This window comes from Saccharopolyspora galaxeae, from assembly GCF_016526145.1.
In the GTDB taxonomy this organism is placed as follows: domain Bacteria; phylum Actinomycetota; class Actinomycetes; order Mycobacteriales; family Pseudonocardiaceae; genus Saccharopolyspora_C; species Saccharopolyspora_C galaxeae.
On sequence record NZ_JADDUE010000007.1, the window covers coordinates 40,538 to 56,938 of the forward strand.

Below are 16,401 nucleotides of genomic sequence, written 5' to 3' on the forward strand. Positions count from 1 at the left end.
CCGGGCGCCGCGTCCGGCGGATGCCTTGGAGGTTGTTCTCGTGATCACCGCGATCGTGCTGATCCAGACCGTCGCCGACCGCCTGCCCGAGGCGGCGCAGGAGATCGCCGACATCGACGGCGTCGCCGAGGTCTACTCCTGCGCGGGCGACGTCGACCTGATCGCGATCGTGCGGGTGCCCGACCACGAGAAGATCGCCGAGATCGTGCCCGGCGGGATCAACAAGGTCAGCGGCGTGCTCGACACCGACACGCACATCGCCTTCCGCTCCTACTCGCGCCAGGACACCGAAGCCGCCTTCTCCATCGGCCTGGAGGACTAGGTTCAGGAATTGGTTCGCGAGCTGGTCGGGTGGCGGAACCTCAGCCAGGCGTCTTCTGGCTCCGGGCTCTCGCGTGAACGGACCGCCGGACCAACCGGTGGGTCAGTGCGCGGCCCAGCGGGCCAGCAGCGCGGCCGCGGCGCCGGAATCCAGCGCCTGCCTGGCGCGCTCGATGCCGTCGCGCAACTGCCCGGTCAGGTCCTCGGCGATCCCGTCGTGCGCGGCCAGCGCCCCCGCCACGTTGAGCACCACCGCGTCGCGCACCGGCCCGGACTCGCCCGCCAGCAGGTCCCGTACCGCTCGGGCGTTGACCGTGGCGTCCCCGCCGCGCAGCGCATCCGGCGAGCTGAGCGGGATGCCCAGCTCCGCAGGCTCGATCCGGGTCTGCCGGACCTGACCGCCGCCGACCGCCCAGACCGTGCTGCCCGCCGCGGTGGTGATCTCGTCCATGCCGTCGTCGCCGCGCACCAGCAGCACCGAGTTGCCGCGTGCGGCGAACACCTCGGCCATCACCGGCGCCAGCCGCGGGTCCGCGCAACCGATCAGGCCCGCCGACGGACGTGCCGGGTTGGTCAGCGGGCCGAGGATGTTGAACGCGGTGGGGATGCCGATCTCCCGGCGCGGTCCGGCCGTGTACTTGAACGCGGGGTGGAACACCGGGGCGAAGCAGAACCCGATGCCGACGTCGCGCACGCACTCCCGCACGCCCTCCGGCGGCAGATCGATGGTTACGCCCAGCTCCTCCAGCACGTCCGCGGTGCCGCACTTCGACGACGCCGCGCGGTTGCCGTGCTTGACGACCGTCGCGCCGCAGGAGGCGAGCACGATCGCGGTCATCGTGGAAATGTTCACACTGCCGCTGCGGTCACCGCCGGTGCCGACCACGTCGACCGCGCGGCGGTCGATCTCCAGCGGCAGCGAGTGCGCGAGCATCGTGTCGGCCATCCCGCGGACTTCCGCCGGCGTCTCGCCCTTGGCGCGCAGCGCCACCACGAACGCCGCGACCCTGGCGGGAGTGGCCTCGCCGGTCATCACCAGATCCATCGCCCAGGCGGTGTCCTGCGCGGAAAGGTCGTTGCCCGCGACTAGGTGCCCGAGCAGTGCAGGCCAGCTGCCCGACATGGTGCCCACGATCGTTCTCCGGTTCGGTCAATGGCGTGTCGTCGAACCTGCGCCGCGCGGCTGGCTCGACCGAGTTCCGCGGTCGCGCCTGCGCGGACGTGCTCCCCGCGCACCGGACGCCAGGTCCGAGGACAGCGTCTCAGGCGCGAACCGCGGCCTGCGCGTTGGCGCGCAGCACCTCGGCGACCGTTTCGGCCGCGGTCAGCGGGTCCAGCGGGTGCACCAGCACCGCGTCGGCCTGCGACCAGGTCGCCAGCCAGCGGTCGTCGCGGCGGCGCACCGTGACCGCGATCGGCGGGCAGTTCGGGATCTCGTTCTTGAGCTGGCGGGACACGCCCATGCCGCCGGTGGGCTGCGCCTCGCCGTCGAGCACCACCAGGTCCGCGCGACCGGCGTCGAGCTCGGTGAGCACGTCGGCGACCCCGGCGGCCTCGGTGAACCGCACCCGCGCCAGGTCCGGCGCCGGCCGCCTGCCGATGGCGTTGATGATGGCCTCGCGGACCTCCTGCCGATGGCTGAACACGAGAACGGTCGTGGTCGGGGTGCTCATCAGCGTGCTCCTCGCTGCTCGACGATCGGCTCACGGCGCTGTGGTGATGTCGCTGCCGGTGATGTTAGCCGCCGCGCGCCGCCGAACAGTAGATGCGTCCGTTCCGGCCTGCTAAGACCCGTCGTGCCCGGCGGGTTGCAAGGCTTCCCAGCCGAGCGCGCGGCCGCGCAGCCGTTGCGCCAGGCTCGCCATCCGCGAGCTCTCCTGTGAGCAATGCAACGCATCGAGTTTCTGCGCACGCTCCGCGAACAAGGCGACCGTGCCCGCCGTTGCATCCCCGTCGGATGCGCTCTCGTCCGCGGCCGGTGCGTGCCGGAGCCGCCAGCCGTCCTGTTCCAGCAGCTCACCGGCTTGGTCCACGGATTCCTGCGGCAGCCGCAAGTGGTGGCGCAGCACCGCGGGACGTTCCGCGGTCCACCGCTCGGAACGGGCGAGCACCGCCGATGCGGCCTCCGTGTCGTCGAACGCCCGCACCACGATGACCAGGCTCGGATCGTCCAGTGCGGGTGCGGCGGGCTCCTGCGACCGCCGCCAAAAGGCCAGCCGGGGCAGAAAACGCCCGAAATTCATCACAGCGGGTCACCTCCAGGTCGCGATCTGATCACCCGGACGGCACGCCCCGGACCCGAGGGCGCACGCGAAAATCGCGGGAGACATAATGCGTCGCGTGACAACGGCAGCGCCCTCAATCAGTTCACGTGTGCACTCGCTGAACCGGCCGAACATGGTCAGCGTGGGCACCATCGTTTGGTTGGCCAGCGAGCTGATGTTCTTCGCTGGGCTCTTCGCCATGTTCTTCACGGTGAAGGCGCAGAACGAGGGCGAGTGGCCCCCGCCGCCCAGCGAGCTCAACCTCGCCTACGCCCTCCCGTTCACCGTGATCCTCGTGGCCTCCTCGTTCACCTGCCAGTGGGGGGTGTTCGCGGCCGAGCGCGGGGACGTGTTCGGCCTCCGCCGCTGGTACGTGGTGACCCTGATCATGGGCGCGATCTTCGTGCTCGGACAGGCCGGGGAGTACTACACGCTGGTCACCTCCCACCACACGACGATGGCTTCGTCGGCCTTCGGCACGGTCTTCTTCATGACGACCGGCTTCCACGGCTTGCACGTCATCGGCGGGTTGATCGCGTTCGTGTTCCTGATCATGCGGACGCGGCTGAGCAAGTTCACCCCCGCGCAGGCCATCGCCGCGATCGTCGTGTCCTACTACTGGCACTTCGTGGACATCGTGTGGATCGGACTGTTCGCCGTGATCTACCTCGTTCCGTGACCCGACGGCCGCATCGGCCGCCACGTAACACCCGAACCTGACAGCAAGGGTTGCCGCACTCATGACCACCATCAAGAAACGGAAGCGCGCGGGGTCGAAGTTCCGGCGCAGGCTTTCCGGTGCTCTCGCGCTCGGGATCGCGCTGGTCGGCGCGGGCGGGCTGTACACGGTCCTGACCCCCGAGCCGCAGACCGCGCACGCGGCGGCGGACCCGGCACTGGTCAGGCAGGGCGAGCAGCTCTACAACAACGCCTGCATCAGCTGCCACGGCGCGAACCTGGGCGGGGTCAAGGACCGCGGGCCGAGCCTGGTCGGCGTCGGCGAGGCAGCCACGCACTTCCAGGTCTCCTCCGGCCGGATGCCGATGGTGCGGCAGGAAGCGCAGGCGACGCGCAAGCCGCCGAAGTTCGACCCGGAGCAGATCGACGCGCTGGCCGCCTACGTGCAGACCTACGGCGGCGGGCCGCAGAGCCCGGACCTGGCCAACGCCTCGGCGACCGGTGACTCGGCGCGCGGCGGCGAGCTGTTCCGGCTCAACTGCGCCTCCTGCCACAACTTCACCGGCCGCGGCATCGCGATGTCGTCCGGGAAGTTCGCGCCGAACCTCGACCCGGCCAGCGAGCAGCAGATCTACGAGGCCATGCTCACCGGCCCGCAGAACATGCCCAAGTTCTCCGACCGGCAGCTCACGCCGGAGGAGAAGAAGGACATCATCGCCTACGTCAAGTCCGTGACCGAAAGCAACAACAGCCCCGGCGGCAACTCCCTCGGCGGCTGGGGTCCCGCCTCGGAGTTCATCATCGCCTGGGTCGTCGGCCTCGGTGCGCTGATCGGCATCACGCTGTGGATCGGAGCCAGGGCATGAGCGAGAACGAGAGCCCGCAGGGAGAAGGCGGGCACACCCCCAAGCGGGAGTACACCGAAGCCGAGCTGGCCGAGATGAGCCGCGACGAGAAGATGCGGCTCGGGCTGGCCCTCGACGACGTCGAGCTGGTCAGCTACCAGGACCCGTGGCCGGTGCAGGACACCCGGGCCGAGCGCCGCGCCGAGCGCGCCGTCGCCGCCTGGTTCGCCCTCGCCGGGTTCTCCGCGCTGGCGTTCATCGTGGTGTTCATCTGGTGGCCGTGGGAGTACGTCAGCCCGCAGGAGGGCGGCGCGGCCTACCTGCTCTACCACCTGTACAACCCGCTGGTCGGCCTGTTCCTCGGATTGTCGATCTTCGCGGTCGGCGCCGGTGTGGTGATGTACACCAAGAAGTTCATCCCGCACGAGGTCGCCGTCCAGCAGCGCCACGACGGGCACGGCTCGGATGAGGTGGACCGGCAGACCGCGACCGCGATCCTGGCCGACGCCGGCGACCGCAGCGGTTTCGCGCGGCGTTCGCTGATCCGCCGCTCGCTGGGCTTCGGCGCCGGGGCGCTCGGGCTGGGCACCGGCGTGATCGCGATCGGCGGGTTCATCAAGGACCCGTGGGCCACCGCGGGCCCGGACAACCTCGAGCACACCGCGTGGTTGCAGCACAAGCCCGGCGAGAAGGTCTACCTGCGGCGCGACACCGGCGATCCGCACGACGTGTCGCTGCTGCGCCCGGAGGACATCGACGCGGGCGGGTTCGAGACGGTCTTCCCGTTCCGCGAGGCCGACCGGCACAACGAGGAAGAGCTGGCCTCGGTGCTGCGGCGCTCCGACGCCCCGGTGATGCTCATCCGGCTGCGGCCCGGCAGCGCCCCGGTCCGGCGCAAGGGCCAGGAGGACTTCAACTACGGCGACTACTACGCGTACTCGAAGGTGTGCACGCACGTCGGCTGCCCGACCTCGCTGTTCGAGCAGCAGACCGGCCGGCTGCTGTGCCCCTGCCACCAGTCGCAGTTCGACGTGGTCAACACCTACGCCAAGCCGGTGTTCGGTCCGGCCACCCGCCCGCTGCCGCAACTGCCGATCACGGTTGACGAGCAGGGATACTTCGTGGCCAAGCACGACTTCATCGAGCCGGTCGGGCCAGCGTACTGGGAGCGAAACGCATGAGTTCGATCACGACGCCCACGAAGCCGGAGAGCAAGCTCTACCGGCAGGCGGCGGACGCGGCCGACCAGGCCGACCTGCGCTACAACATGGCGCCGGGCATCCGCCGCCAGCTCAACAAGGTCTTCCCGACGCACTGGTCGTTCCTGCTCGGCGAGATCGCGTTGTACACCTTCATCATCCTGATCCTCACCGGGATCTACCTGACGTTGTTCTTCGACCCCTCCATGGAGGAGGTCACCTACCACGGGGTGTTCCGGAACCTGCAGGACGTGGAGATGTCCAAGGCGTTCGCCAGCACGCTGGACATCTCGTTCGAGGTGCGCGGTGGCCTGTTCATCCGGCAGCTGCACCACTGGGCGGCGCTGCTGTTCGTCGCCGGGATGATGGCGCACATGTTCCGGATCTTCTTCACCGGTGCGTTCCGGCGCCCGCGTGAGGGGAACTGGACGATCGGCGCGCTGCTGCTGATCCTGGGCATGTTCGAGGGCTTCTTCGGCTACTCGCTGCCGGACGACCTGCTCTCCGGCACCGGCGTCCGCGCGACCATGTCCGGCATCGTGCTGTCCGTGCCGGTGATCGGCACCTGGGTGCACTGGGCGCTGTTCGGCGGCGAATTCCCCGGCATGGTGATCATCCCGCGGCTCTACATCCTGCACGTGCTGGTGCTGCCCGGGATCATGCTCGGCTTGATCGCGGTGCACCTGGCGCTGGTCTGGTACCAGAAGCACACCCAGTTCCCGGGGGTGCGGCGCAAGGAGAGCAACGTCGTCGGCATCCGCATCCTGCCGACCTTCGCGCTCAAGAGCGGCGCGTTCTTCGCGCTGACCACCGGCGTGCTGGCGATCATGGGCGGGGTCTTCCAGATCAACCCGATCTGGAACCTCGGGCCGTACATCGCCTCGCAGGTCTCCGCGGCCTCGCAGCCGGACTGGTACCTGATGTGGGCGGACGGGATCTTGCGGATCTGGCCCGCGTGGGAGCTCTACATCGGGCCGTACACGGTGCCGCCGGTGTTCTTCTGCGGCGCCCTCGGCATGGGGATCCTGTTCACGCTGCTGATCAGCTACCCGATGATCGAGCGCAAGCTGAACAAGGACGACGCGCACCACAACCTGCTGCAGCGGCCGCGGGACGTTCCGGTGCGCACCAGCCTCGGCATGATGGCGCTGTCGTTCTTCCTGGTGCTGCAGCTGTCCGGGATGAACGACGTGATCGCGTTCGAGCTGAACATCTCGCTGAACGCGATGACCTGGATGGGCCGCATCGGGCTGCTGCTGTTGCCGCCGATCACCTACTTCTTCACCTACCGGATCTGCCTGGGCTTGCAGCGGGCCGACCACGAGGTGCTGGAGCACGGTGTGGAGACCGGCATCATCAAGCGGTTGCCGCACGGCGAGTTCATCGAGGTGCACCAGCCGCTGGGGCCGGTGGACTCGCACGGCCACCCGGAGGAGCTGCCGTACCAGGGCGCTCCGGTGCCGAAGAAGATGAACAAGCTCGGCGCCGCGGGCACTCCGGTCGCGGGCAGCTTGCTCAAGCCGGACCCGGCCGAGGAGACCGAGGCGCTGGAGCGAGCGCACGCGGAGAACGAGCGCCGCGAGCGCGAGGAGCTCGAGCAACGCGAACTCGTCTCGGGCAGGCAGCAGCAGCCGACCGAGTAAGCCGATCGCGCACTCGCGGCCCGGCATCCCGAAACGGGGTGCCGGGCCGCACTGCGTTCGACCCCCAAGCGTCCGGAGTGAACGGACCGTTCGACCAATCCAGTGGGGCGAAGAGGCCGTGCACTCCGAACGGCGGGGATCAGTTGGTGGCGGGGTAGGGGTTGCGGGCCTGGGTGGCGCGGTCGAGCCAGTCGCGCCAGGACGCGGCCGAACCCGCGGGCTCCGCCCACTGCTGCGAACAGCGGACCATGCGGGTGCCTCCGGTGGTGAGCCAGCGGTGCACCGCCCGCACCTCGTCCGCCGGTGCACCGCGCAGCGGGCCGGCTCCCGGTCGCACCGTTTCGGCCGCGGCCTGCAAGCCGTCCACCACGGGCATCGGTGGCGTCCCGCGCCGCGCGTGGCCCGCCGCGGCGAGCCTGCCGTGCCGGATCACGGCCAGGTGCCAGCCACCTGATCCGTCCGGGCGCGCGCCGATCAGCTCGGCGACCGCTGCCAGCGCCGCCCAGCGTTGTGCCTGGTCCAGCGCGCGCACCAGCCCGGCCAGCCGGTCCCGCGCGCCTGCCGCGTCTTCGAAGCGCTGCTCGACCGAGAGCCGGGTGAGCTCGTCGCGCAACCGCTCCAGGACGCCGTCGCCGCGGCCCTCGACGACCTCGCGCACCGAGATCACTTCCGGCGCGTACTCGTCGACGCTCTGGTATCCCGCGCACGGTGCGGCGCAGCGGCCGAGCTCGTGAACGGCGCAGGGCCGCCCGCTCGGGTTCCTCGCCGGAATGCGGTCGGTGCAGCGGCGCAGCATCGTCGCCGACTGCAACGCTTCCACGGCCTCGCCCGCCGCTGCCCGGGAGCGGAACGGCCCCAGGGCACCTTCGCGAGCGATGCGCACGATCGACAACCGGGGGAACGGCTCGTCCGTGAGCACCACCCACCAGGCGCGTTTGGGAAACTTCGAGCGCCGGTTGTAGCGCGGCTGGTGCGCGCCGAGCAGCCGCTGCTCCCGCACCTCCGCTTCCAGCGGGTGCGCGCAGGTGACGTGATCGACCCGGTCGGCGAGCCCGACCATCTCCTTGATCCGCCCGCGGCGTTCGCCCGCGGTGAAGTACTGGCGCACCCGGCGGCGCAGATCGGTTGCCGTGCCGATGTAGAGCACTTCGTCGTTCGGGCCCCGGAACAGGTACACGCCGGGCGCGTTCGGCAGCTCGTCGGCGAGCCCGCGCTTGCGCCGCTGCTGCGGCGTCACGTCCGGCAAGTGCTCCAGCAACTCCCGGACCGAGCGGACGCCGAACGGTCCGAGCCGTTCCAGCAGCGAGTGCAGCACGTCCACGGTGGCGCGAGCGTCGTCCAACGCCCGGTGCACCGGTGTGGTGCGGGCGTGCAGCACGCGGGCGAGGGTGCCGAGCTTGTGGTTCGGCGTCTCGTCCTTGGTCAGCACCCGGCGGGCGAGCTTGGCGGTGCACAGCACCTGCGGTTTCGGCCAGTCCAGGCCGAGCTGGGCGCATTGCGCCTTGAGGAACCCCACGTCGAACGGGGCGTTGTGCGCGACCAGGACCGCGCCGTTGCTGAATTCCAGGAATGCGGGCAGCACCGAGTCGAAGCGCGGCGCGCCGTGCACCATCGCGTCGGTGATGCCGGTGATCGAGACCACCGCGGGCGGGATCTCCTGGCCGGGATCCACCAGCGTGCTGAACTCGCCGAGCACTTCGCCGCCGCGGACCTTCACCGCGCCGATCTCGGTGACCGCGTCCCGCTGGGCGCTGCCGCCGGTGGTCTCCAGGTCGACGATCACGAACGTCGCCAGGTGCAGCGGGAGATCGTCGTCGAGCTCGTCGAAGGTCAGCTGGCCGGTCATCGGCGGGCACGCTACGGGCGGCCACCGACAACCGCCGGATCGGGTGATCGTGGGGCGGCCGACTAGCCTGGGAGCGTGGTTTCGCCTTCGCCGGGTGCCGATGATCCGCGCCCTGATGAGTCCGCAGTGGACGGTCCGCTGCAGGATGCCGACGACGCGCGGGAGGCGGCGGAGTCCTGTCCCGGTGAGCAGCCGGAACTGCCCGCTCCGGTGCGCTCGCGGCTGGCGGAGATCGCCGGGGAAGCCCTCGACGGCATCCGGCCCGCGGACGTGCCCGCCCCGGTGCGCCCGGTGATGCGGTTCGCGCCTGCCAAGCGCGCCCGGCTCGGCCAGGCCCCGCTGGTCGATGCGCTCCGGGGGTCGACGGTGTTCCGCACCGCGGTCGTCGACTGGTGCCGGGAGCACCGCCCGGCGGCGCTGGAGTTGGCCGACTCCGATCCGGTCGTGGTCGCCGCGGCCGGTCTGCTGCTCGCCGCGCCGGCCACGCCGCACTACTTGGAGCTGGTCGCGTTCCGCGTCGAGCAGGGCAAGCTGCGCGGGGAACGGGATTCCGCGGTGGCCCGCGCGCAGCGGCTCAGCGCCGAGGCCGAACGGCTCAGGGGCGAGCTCGCCGAGGCCCGGCGGGCCGCCGACCAGGTCGGCAACGAGACCAGCACGGAGGCCGACCGGCTGCGCAAGCGGTTGCGGGAGCAGGGGCAGCGGCTCCGCGACGCCAAGGACGATGCGGAGTCCGCGCGCACCGAACTGGCCTCGGCCCGCGAACAGATCGAGTCGGAACTCGCCGAGCTGCGCGAGCAACGCGACCGGGAACGCGCCAAGGCGGCCGAGGAGCGCGAGCGCGCCCGCCGGGCGGAGTCCGACGCGGAAGTCGCACGGCACTCCGCGCGGGAAGCCCGGCAGGGCGACGAGGTCCGGCTGGCCCTGCTGCTGGAGACCATGGAGGGCGCGCTCGGCGGCCTGCGCCGCGAGCTGCGCGCGGGCGGCAGCGGACCGCGCCCGGCCGACGTGGTGCAGCGGGTGCGCTCGGACACCGGGGCCACCGGGCAGGTCGGCGATGCCGCCGAGCTGGACAAGCTGCTGGCGCTGCCCGCGGTGCACCTGATCGTCGACGGCTACAACGTCACCAAGACCGGCTATCCGGACCTGCCGCTGGCCGATCAGCGCAACCGGCTGGCGCACCAGCTGGCCGCGCTGGCCGCGCGCACCGGCGCGGAGGTCACGGTGGTGTTCGACGGCGCGGACGTGCTGGCGGTGCCCACGGCGGGCCCGCGCGGGGTGCGGGTGCTGTTCAGCGATCCCGGGGTGATCGCCGACGACGTGATCCGCGCGCTCGTGGAGGCCGAGCCGCAGGGGCGCCAGCTGGTGGTGGCGACTTCGGACCGGGCGGTGGTGACGTCGGTGCGGCGCGCCGGGGCGTACGCGGTGTCGTCCCCGTTGCTGCTGGAGCGGATCAACCGGGTCTGAGCGGGCTGCTCGTGGCGGAGGTCATAGCGGTCCCGTTGCTTCCGGTCGCGGTGTCCGGCGCTGTGGTGGTCGGCTGACGCGCAGGTGAGCCGATGCCTCACTGGTCACTGTCTGCACATACAAGTAATCCTATCGTGGGATTGTGTAGTGCACAGAAGAATTAACCCCCCTCGTATAGACGTCACGCATGACCTTTCGTAGCCTTAGCGCGTCCGCGCGGCGATCAGCGGCCCACTCCGGGTCCTCCGCGCGGCGCCGCCGAATCGGCTTCGGGGAGTCGAACCGGGAACCTGCCCCCGTGGGGTGCGTGGGCGCCGTCCTGGTGCCCGGAGTCCGGGACTGCCCCGGACCGCCGCTGCATCCTCGGTGGGTGGTCTCGGTGGGCGGTCGAGAGACGAAGGAGCAGTGCGCGACGTGGCGTCGCACCGATTGAAGCGCACGATGCGCGGAGCCTTGGCGGCCTCGGCGGTCGCCGCCGCCGTCAGCATGACCTCCGCGCCGGCTGTCGCAGACCCCAAGCCCCCCGAGAGCGCCTCGGAGGCGGCCAAGCAGGTGCGGGAGCTCTCGCACCAGGCCGAAGCCCTCACCGAGGACTACAAGAAGGCCGAGGACGACCACAACGCGAAGAAGGCCGAGCTGGACCGGTCCACCGCCGAGGCGGGCCAGGCCGAGCAGGTCGCGAACCAGGCGCGCGCCGAGGAGGAGCGCTTCCGCGGCCAGGTCGACAAGATGACCGCCGCCTCCTACCAGGGCGCCCGGTTGAACAAGCTCTCCGCGTTATTGGTCAGCAAATCCCCGAACGACTTCCTGGACCGCGCGTCCGCGCTGGACGTGCTGGCCAAGGACAACAACGACGCGATCAAGCAGCTCTCCGCCGCGGTGCACCAGGCGGAGAGCGCGCAGCAGCGCGCCCAGGACGCCCGCGGCCGGGCCGCCCAGGCCGAGGCCGACGCCGCCCGCATCCAGGGCGAGATCGGCAAGAAGAAGGCCGATATGGACGCGCAGATCGCCAAGGTCAAGCAGCAGTACTCGCAGCTGAGCTCCGCCGATCAGGACTCGCTGACCGGCGGCGGGCAGACCGACTACGTCGGCCCCGGCGGTTCCGGCAAGGCCGCGGAGGCGGTCACCGCGGCGCTGAGCAAGCAGGGCTCGTCCTACGTCTACGGCGCCAAGGGGCCGAGCACGTTCGACTGCTCCGGGCTGATGCAGTGGGCCTACAAGCAGGCCGGGATCAGCATCGGCGGCTCCACCAAGTCGCAGGTCTCCGAGGGCAAGAGCGTCTCGGCGAGCGAGCTCAAACCCGGTGACCTGATCTTCTACTACAGCCCGGTCAGCCACGTGTCGATGTACGTCGGCAACGGCAAGGCGGTGCACGCGCCGACCGAGGGCGACGTGGTGAAGGTCGACGACTACCAGGACATCGCGGACGTGAGCTCGATGCGCCGCATCGCGGGCTGAGACCCGGCGAGGCGTCCGGCGGGCCGTTACCCACAGGGGTAGCGGCCCGTTCCGCGTTCGGGATCCGCCTCGCCGCGCGGTGCTGCCCGGCCTACGATCCGCCTCGTGCCTGGGTTTTCGCGGGGATGGCCGGCGGCGTTGGCGGCTGCGGCCGCGCTCGCGGTGGGCGCATTGCTCCCGTTGCCCGCGCAGGCCCCGCCCGCTCCGAGCATCGCGGCCCGTGCCGAGACGACCCACTGGCGGCAGGCGCAGGAGACCGTGTTGCGGCAGCGCTCGCAGGCGGTGTTGCAGCGCGACGAGGCGGCGTTCATGGCCTCGGTGGATCCGGCGGCGTCCGGCGAGTTCCGGCGGCGGCAGCGGGAACTGTTCGGCGATCTCGCCGAGCTGCCGCTGGCATCGTGGGACTACCAGGTCGAGCAGCTTCCCGGCGGGGACCCGGCTCGCCCGCGGGTGGAACTCAGCTACGCCCTGGCCGGGGTGGACGCGGTGCCCACCCGGCGGCCGATGAACTTCACCTTCACCGCGCGGGGCGGGCGTTGGTTCATCAGCGCTGATGCGCGGCCGCCGCACGAACCGTGGGACTTCGGCCGATCCCGGGTGCTGCGCACCGAGCACGGCGTGATCGTCGGCCACGACGGCGCCGACGGCCTCGCCGAGCGGCTGACCGGAGAGCTCGACGGCGCCGTCGCTTCCGTCACCGACGTCTGGGGCCCGGACTGGAGCCGCCAGGTGGGCGTGCTGCTGCCGCGGTCCCGCGAGGAATTGCGCGCCCTGGTGGGCGCCGAGTTCGCCGTGGACGGCATCGCGGCGGTCGCCGTGGCCGACAAGGTCGACGTGTCGTCCGGACGCGTCGAAGGCCCCCGAGTCGTGCTGAACACCGAAACCGCGAGCCGGTTGTCCGACACGTCCCTGCGCGTCGTGCTCCGGCACGAGATCGCGCACGTCGCGGCGCGGGCCGACACCGCAGAGGGCGCGCCGATGTGGCTGCTGGAAGGGTTCGCGGACTACATCGGGTACCGGGACAGCGGGCTGCCGCCGGAACGGATCGCCCCGGACCTGCGCGCCCAGGCGCGGACCGGTGCGCTGCCCGCCGCCCCGCCCGGCGAAGCGGACTTCCACCAGGCGGGGCGGCGGCTGGACCTGGCCTACCAGCAGTCGTGGTCGCTGATCGAGCACCTGGTGCGGCGGGTGGGCGAGCCGAAGGTCGTCGAGCTGTACCGGCGCATCGCGCGGGCAGGCACACCGGACGCGGTCGACCCTGCCCTGCGCGAACTCGCCGGGATCAGCACCGACGAGCTGTTGCGCGGGTGGCACGAGGAACTCACCAACCGCTTCCGCTGACGGCAGCGGCTGCGCCGTTGCAGGACTGGGTTCCCGGCCGGTTGCGCAGCGACCGGCGCTTACGAGTAGATCGCTTCGATGTCCTCCGCGTGGTTCTCGGCGACCTTGTTGCGCTTGAGCTTCAGGCTCGGCGTCATCTCACCGGTGGCCTCGGTGAAGTCCTTCGCCAGGATGCGGAAGGACTTGATCTGCTCGGCGCGGGAGACCGCCTGGTTCGCGTGATCGATCGCGGACTGGACCTCGGCGCGCACTTCCGAGTCCTCGGCCAGCTCGCTCAGCGGGGTGTCCTGCGAGCGGCCGTGGTTGCTCAGCCACGACGGCAGGAACTCCGGGTCCAGGGTGACCAGCGCGCCGATGAACGGCTTCTTGTCCCCGACCACCATGCACTGGCTGATCAGCGGGTGCGCGCGCAGGTTGTCCTCGAGCACGGCCGGGGCGACGTTCTTGCCGCCCGCGGTCACGATGATCTCCTTCTTGCGCCCGGTGATCCGCAGGAAACCGTCCTCGTCCAGGGAGCCGAGGTCGCCGGTGTGGAACCAGCCGTCCTCCAGCGACTCCTTGGTGGCGGTCTCGTTGTTCCAGTACTTCCGGAACACCACGTCACCCTTGATCATCACTTCGCCGTCCTCGGCGATCCGGATGCTGGTGCCCGCGAGCGGCTTGCCGACGGTGCCGATCTTGGCCGCCTCCTGCACGTTGACCGCGGCCGCTGCGGTGGTCTCGGTGAGCCCGTAGCCCTCCAGCACCGGCACGCCGACGCCGCGGTAGAAGTGCGCGAGCCGGTCGCCCAGCGGAGCACCGCCGGAGACCGCGCCGCTGCAGCGACCGCCCAGTGCCGCGCGCAGCTTGCCGTAGACCAGCTTGTCGAACAGCAGGTGCTTGGCCCGCAGCCCCAGGCCCGGCCCGCCCTGGTCCAGCGCCTTGCTGTAGGCGACGGCGGTGTCCTCGGCGGCGTCGAAGATGCGGCCCTTGCCCTCGCCGTGCGCCTTCTGCTTCGCGGTGTTGTAGACCTTCTCGAACACCCGCGGGACCGCCAGCACCAGCGTGGGGCGGAACGAGCCGAGGTCGGTGACCAGTTCCTTGACGTCGCCGGTGTGGCCCAGCGTGGTGCGCGAGTAGACGCAGGCGGTGGCGATGGCGCGGGCCAGCACGTGCGCCATCGGCAGGAACATCAGCATCGAGTTGCCCTGCCGCATCAGGTGCGGGAACGCCTCGACGTCCGCGCGCACCTCGGCCAGCAGGTTGCGGTGGGTCAGTTCGCAGCCCTTGGGGCGGCCGGTGGTTCCGGAGGTGTAGATCAGCGTCGCGATCTCGTCCGCGCGCACCTCGCGGCGGCGCTCGTGCGCGGTCTGGTCGGAGACCTCGGCGCCGAGCGCGGTCAGTTCCGCCACGGCCCCGGAGGCGTCGCCGGCCGGGTCGATCTGCCAGACCTGCGCGACGTCGCTCAGCCGGTCCTGCACGCTGTCGATTTCCGCGCGGTGCGCCTCGGTCTCGACGATGACCGCCCGCGCGCCGGAGTCGGTGAGGATCCACTCGGCCTGGTCGGCCGCGGAGGTCTCGTAGATCGGCACCGTCACGCAGCCCGCGGCCCAGATCGAGAAGTCCAGCAGGCTCCATTCGTAGCGGGTGCGCGACATCAGCCCGATGCGGTCGCCGTGCCGCATTCCCGCGGCGATGAGCCCTTTCGCCACGGCCAGCACCTGAGTCGCGAATTCGGCCGCGGTGACGTCGATCCAGGTGCCCTCCACCCGGCGGCGGAAGCTCACGGTGCCACCGAAGCGTTCCGCGTTGGCCCACACCATGTCGGTGAGGTTCTCGTCGTCGGCCACGGTGTTGGTGGCGGGGACGCTGAACTCTCGCACCTTGGAAACCTCCGATAAACGTCCTAATTGTGGGCACAACCTAACGCCGATGGTTACTCGGCGGTAGTCCCGTGTTATTGATGCGAAACTTTTCGGGCTCGATTAGTCGTGCGGTGGCAGCCTGCCATGCCCGCGCGCGAGCAGCGGCGCCGCCCGCCGCGCAAGTGGCTGCCGCCGCGGCTGCGAGGTTCCCGCCGGTGGCGCCGCTCGTGGCAGGCTGGTCCGCATGTCCGCGATCGACCTCGCCGAGGAGGTCTTCCTGGCCGTGGCGCCCGCCGCGCTGGCCCCGCACTTCGCCGACCCGGACCGCTGGCCGCGGCAATGGCCCGGGCTGGCGCCGGTCGCCGAGGCCGACCGCGGCATCGAGGGGATGCGCTGGCGGCTCACCGGTGACCTGCGCGGCAGCATGGAGGTGTGGTTGCAGCCGGTGCTGGACGGCACCGTGCTGCACTACTTCCTGCGCGCCGACCCGCCCGGTCCGCGACGTGGGCGGTGGGTGACAGCCGAGCTGCGGCGGCGCAGGCTGGCCGTGCGGGAGCTGGTGTTCGAGCTCAAGTCCCGGTTGGAGGCCGGCCGGGCACCGGGCTGCCCACCCCCGTCGCGGTGATCGTCGAGCCAACGGTGATTGAGGAGAGAGTGTGCGGGTGCACGTGGTGTCCGACGTCCATGGCAACGCCGAGGCGTTGAAGCGGGCCGGTGACGGGGCGGACGCGCTGGTCGTGCTCGGCGACCTGATCGACTTCGTGGACTACCACGACCACGGGCGCGGGATCCTGGGCGCGGTGTTCGGCGCGGAGAAGGTGGCGCACTTCGCGGAGCTGCGCCGCAACCACCGCGGCCCGGAGATCGGCGCCTACGCGCGCTCGCTGTGGGAGTCGTTGGACGATCCGCGCGCAGTGGTGCAGGACGCGGTGCGCGACCAGTACTCGCAGCTGTTCGCCGCGATGACCGCGCCGACCTACGCGATCGCGGGCAACGTGGACGAGCCGGGCCTGTGGCCGGAGTTCGCCCGCGAAGGCGTGCACTTCGTGGAAGGCGAGACGGTGGAGATCGGCGGGCTGAGTTTCGGCTTCGTCGGCGGCACGATCCTGGCTCCGGGCGGGAAGCTGCGCCGGGACGCGGCTTGGGTGCCGCACCTGCGCCCGGAGGAGGAGTTCGACGCCGCGGTCGCCGGGCTCGGCGAGGTCGACGTGTTGTGCTCGCACCTGCCGCCCAAGGTCCCGGATCTGGTCTACGACGTCATCGCACGTCGCGCCGAGCACGGCTCGGCCGCGCTGCTGGAGCGGATCCACCGCGACCGCCCGCGCTGGTCGCTGTTCGGCCACGTGCACCAGCCGCTGGCGCAGCGGGTCCGGATCGGGCGCACCGAATGCGTCAACGTCGGGCATTTCAAGCGCACCGAACAGCCCTACGTGCTGCGTTGGTGAGCAGGCGCGTTGCGCTGCGGTTCGGCCGCGGCGCAGCGCGGGCGGGCGCACCC

15 protein-coding genes are annotated in these 16,401 nt (G+C 71.1%); 10 read left to right on the forward strand and 5 right to left on the reverse strand.

The window, feature by feature from the left end; translation table 11 throughout:
* Positions 1-40 precede the first annotated feature (40 nt).
* Positions 41-322 carry an Lrp/AsnC family transcriptional regulator gene (locus INP57_RS16865; RefSeq protein ID WP_200071210.1) on the forward strand — a complete coding sequence of 94 codons (282 nt, stop codon included), beginning with the start codon at positions 41-43 and terminating at the stop codon, positions 320-322.
* Positions 323-424: 102 nt separating this feature from the next.
* Here the strand turns inward: INP57_RS16865 and trpD are convergent, their stop codons facing one another.
* From trpD to INP57_RS16880, 3 genes are all read right to left on the reverse strand, one after another.
* Positions 425-1,444 (reverse strand): anthranilate phosphoribosyltransferase, encoded by a 1,020-nt coding sequence (trpD, locus tag INP57_RS16870; protein ID WP_200071491.1) that lies wholly within the window; start codon positions 1,442-1,444, stop codon positions 425-427.
* 139 nt (positions 1,445-1,583) lie between these two features.
* On the reverse strand, positions 1,584-1,994 hold the full coding sequence (locus INP57_RS16875; RefSeq protein ID WP_200071211.1) for a response regulator: 411 nt from the start codon (positions 1,992-1,994) through the stop codon (positions 1,584-1,586).
* A gap of 111 nt (positions 1,995-2,105) precedes the next feature.
* A complete protein-coding gene (locus tag INP57_RS16880) occupies positions 2,106-2,564 on the reverse strand; it encodes a hypothetical protein (RefSeq protein WP_233627748.1) in 459 nt (152 codons plus the stop codon).
* Positions 2,565-2,652: 88 nt separating this feature from the next.
* Between INP57_RS16880 and ctaE the strand changes: the two genes are divergently transcribed.
* The 4 genes from ctaE (at position 2,653) to qcrB (ending at position 6,950) form a co-directional block, all read left to right on the forward strand.
* Positions 2,653-3,264 (forward strand): aa3-type cytochrome oxidase subunit III, encoded by a 612-nt coding sequence (gene ctaE / locus INP57_RS16885; RefSeq protein WP_200071212.1) that lies wholly within the window; start codon positions 2,653-2,655, stop codon positions 3,262-3,264.
* A 61-nt stretch (positions 3,265-3,325) separates the two neighbouring features.
* Positions 3,326-4,129, forward strand: coding sequence for a cytochrome bc1 complex diheme cytochrome c subunit (gene qcrC, locus INP57_RS16890; RefSeq protein ID WP_200071213.1), 804 nt, complete (start codon positions 3,326-3,328; stop codon positions 4,127-4,129).
* On the forward strand, positions 4,126-5,289 hold the full coding sequence (gene qcrA / locus INP57_RS16895; protein WP_200071214.1) for a cytochrome bc1 complex Rieske iron-sulfur subunit: 1,164 nt from the start codon (positions 4,126-4,128) through the stop codon (positions 5,287-5,289). Before qcrC ends, qcrA begins: the two co-directional genes overlap by 4 nt.
* Complete coding sequence (qcrB, locus tag INP57_RS16900; RefSeq protein WP_200071215.1) at positions 5,286-6,950, forward strand: cytochrome bc1 complex cytochrome b subunit; 1,665 nt, start codon at positions 5,286-5,288, stop codon at positions 6,948-6,950. The genes qcrA and qcrB overlap by 4 nt, the downstream gene beginning before the upstream one ends.
* Before the next feature lie 139 nt (positions 6,951-7,089).
* Here qcrB and INP57_RS16905 read toward each other — a convergent pair whose 3' ends face one another.
* Positions 7,090-8,796 carry a DEDD exonuclease domain-containing protein gene (locus tag INP57_RS16905; protein WP_200071216.1) on the reverse strand — a complete coding sequence of 569 codons (1,707 nt, stop codon included), beginning with the start codon at positions 8,794-8,796 and terminating at the stop codon, positions 7,090-7,092.
* Between the two features lie 75 nt (positions 8,797-8,871).
* Here INP57_RS16905 and INP57_RS16910 point away from each other — a divergent pair, with 75 nt between their 5' ends.
* From INP57_RS16910 to INP57_RS16920, 3 genes are all read left to right on the forward strand, one after another.
* Entirely contained in the window at positions 8,872-10,260 is a 1,389-nt protein-coding gene (locus INP57_RS16910) for an NYN domain-containing protein (protein WP_374220953.1), read from the forward strand.
* A gap of 414 nt (positions 10,261-10,674) precedes the next feature.
* Positions 10,675-11,718, forward strand: a complete 1,044-nt coding sequence (locus INP57_RS16915) for a C40 family peptidase (protein WP_307850124.1) — start codon at positions 10,675-10,677, stop codon at positions 11,716-11,718.
* 105 nt (positions 11,719-11,823) lie between these two features.
* On the forward strand, positions 11,824-13,059 hold the full coding sequence (locus INP57_RS16920; protein WP_200071217.1) for a M48 family metalloprotease: 1,236 nt from the start codon (positions 11,824-11,826) through the stop codon (positions 13,057-13,059).
* A 59-nt stretch (positions 13,060-13,118) separates the two neighbouring features.
* Here INP57_RS16920 and INP57_RS16925 read toward each other — a convergent pair whose 3' ends face one another.
* A complete protein-coding gene (locus INP57_RS16925; protein WP_200071218.1) occupies positions 13,119-14,921 on the reverse strand; it encodes an AMP-dependent synthetase/ligase in 1,803 nt (600 codons plus the stop codon).
* Positions 14,922-15,147: 226 nt separating this feature from the next.
* Between INP57_RS16925 and INP57_RS16930 the strand changes: the two genes are divergently transcribed.
* Together INP57_RS16930 and INP57_RS16935 are read left to right on the forward strand one after the other, a co-directional pair.
* Complete coding sequence (locus INP57_RS16930; protein ID WP_200071219.1) at positions 15,148-15,528, forward strand: polyketide cyclase / dehydrase and lipid transport; 381 nt, start codon at positions 15,148-15,150, stop codon at positions 15,526-15,528.
* Between the two features lie 31 nt (positions 15,529-15,559).
* Positions 15,560-16,348, forward strand: coding sequence for a metallophosphoesterase family protein (locus INP57_RS16935; RefSeq protein WP_200071220.1), 789 nt, complete (start codon positions 15,560-15,562; stop codon positions 16,346-16,348).
* Positions 16,349-16,401: the final 53 nt, after the last annotated feature.

Coding starts and splice junctions, on each gene's coding strand:
- trpD (WP_200071491.1), bottom strand. CDS start 1,444: ATGTCGGGCAGCTGGCCTGCACTGCTCGGGCACCTAGTCGCGGGCAAC.
- INP57_RS16875 (WP_200071211.1), bottom strand. CDS start 1,994: ATGAGCACCCCGACCACGACCGTTCTCGTGTTCAGCCATCGGCAGGAG.
- INP57_RS16880 (WP_233627748.1), bottom strand. CDS start 2,564: ATGAATTTCGGGCGTTTTCTGCCCCGGCTGGCCTTTTGGCGGCGGTCG.
- ctaE (WP_200071212.1), top strand. CDS start 2,653: ATGCGTCGCGTGACAACGGCAGCGCCCTCAATCAGTTCACGTGTGCAC.
- qcrC (WP_200071213.1), top strand. CDS start 3,326: ATGACCACCATCAAGAAACGGAAGCGCGCGGGGTCGAAGTTCCGGCGC.
- qcrA (WP_200071214.1), top strand. CDS start 4,126: ATGAGCGAGAACGAGAGCCCGCAGGGAGAAGGCGGGCACACCCCCAAG.
- qcrB (WP_200071215.1), top strand. CDS start 5,286: ATGAGTTCGATCACGACGCCCACGAAGCCGGAGAGCAAGCTCTACCGG.
- INP57_RS16905 (WP_200071216.1), bottom strand. CDS start 8,796: ATGACCGGCCAGCTGACCTTCGACGAGCTCGACGACGATCTCCCGCTG.
- INP57_RS16930 (WP_200071219.1), top strand. CDS start 15,148: ATGTCCGCGATCGACCTCGCCGAGGAGGTCTTCCTGGCCGTGGCGCCC.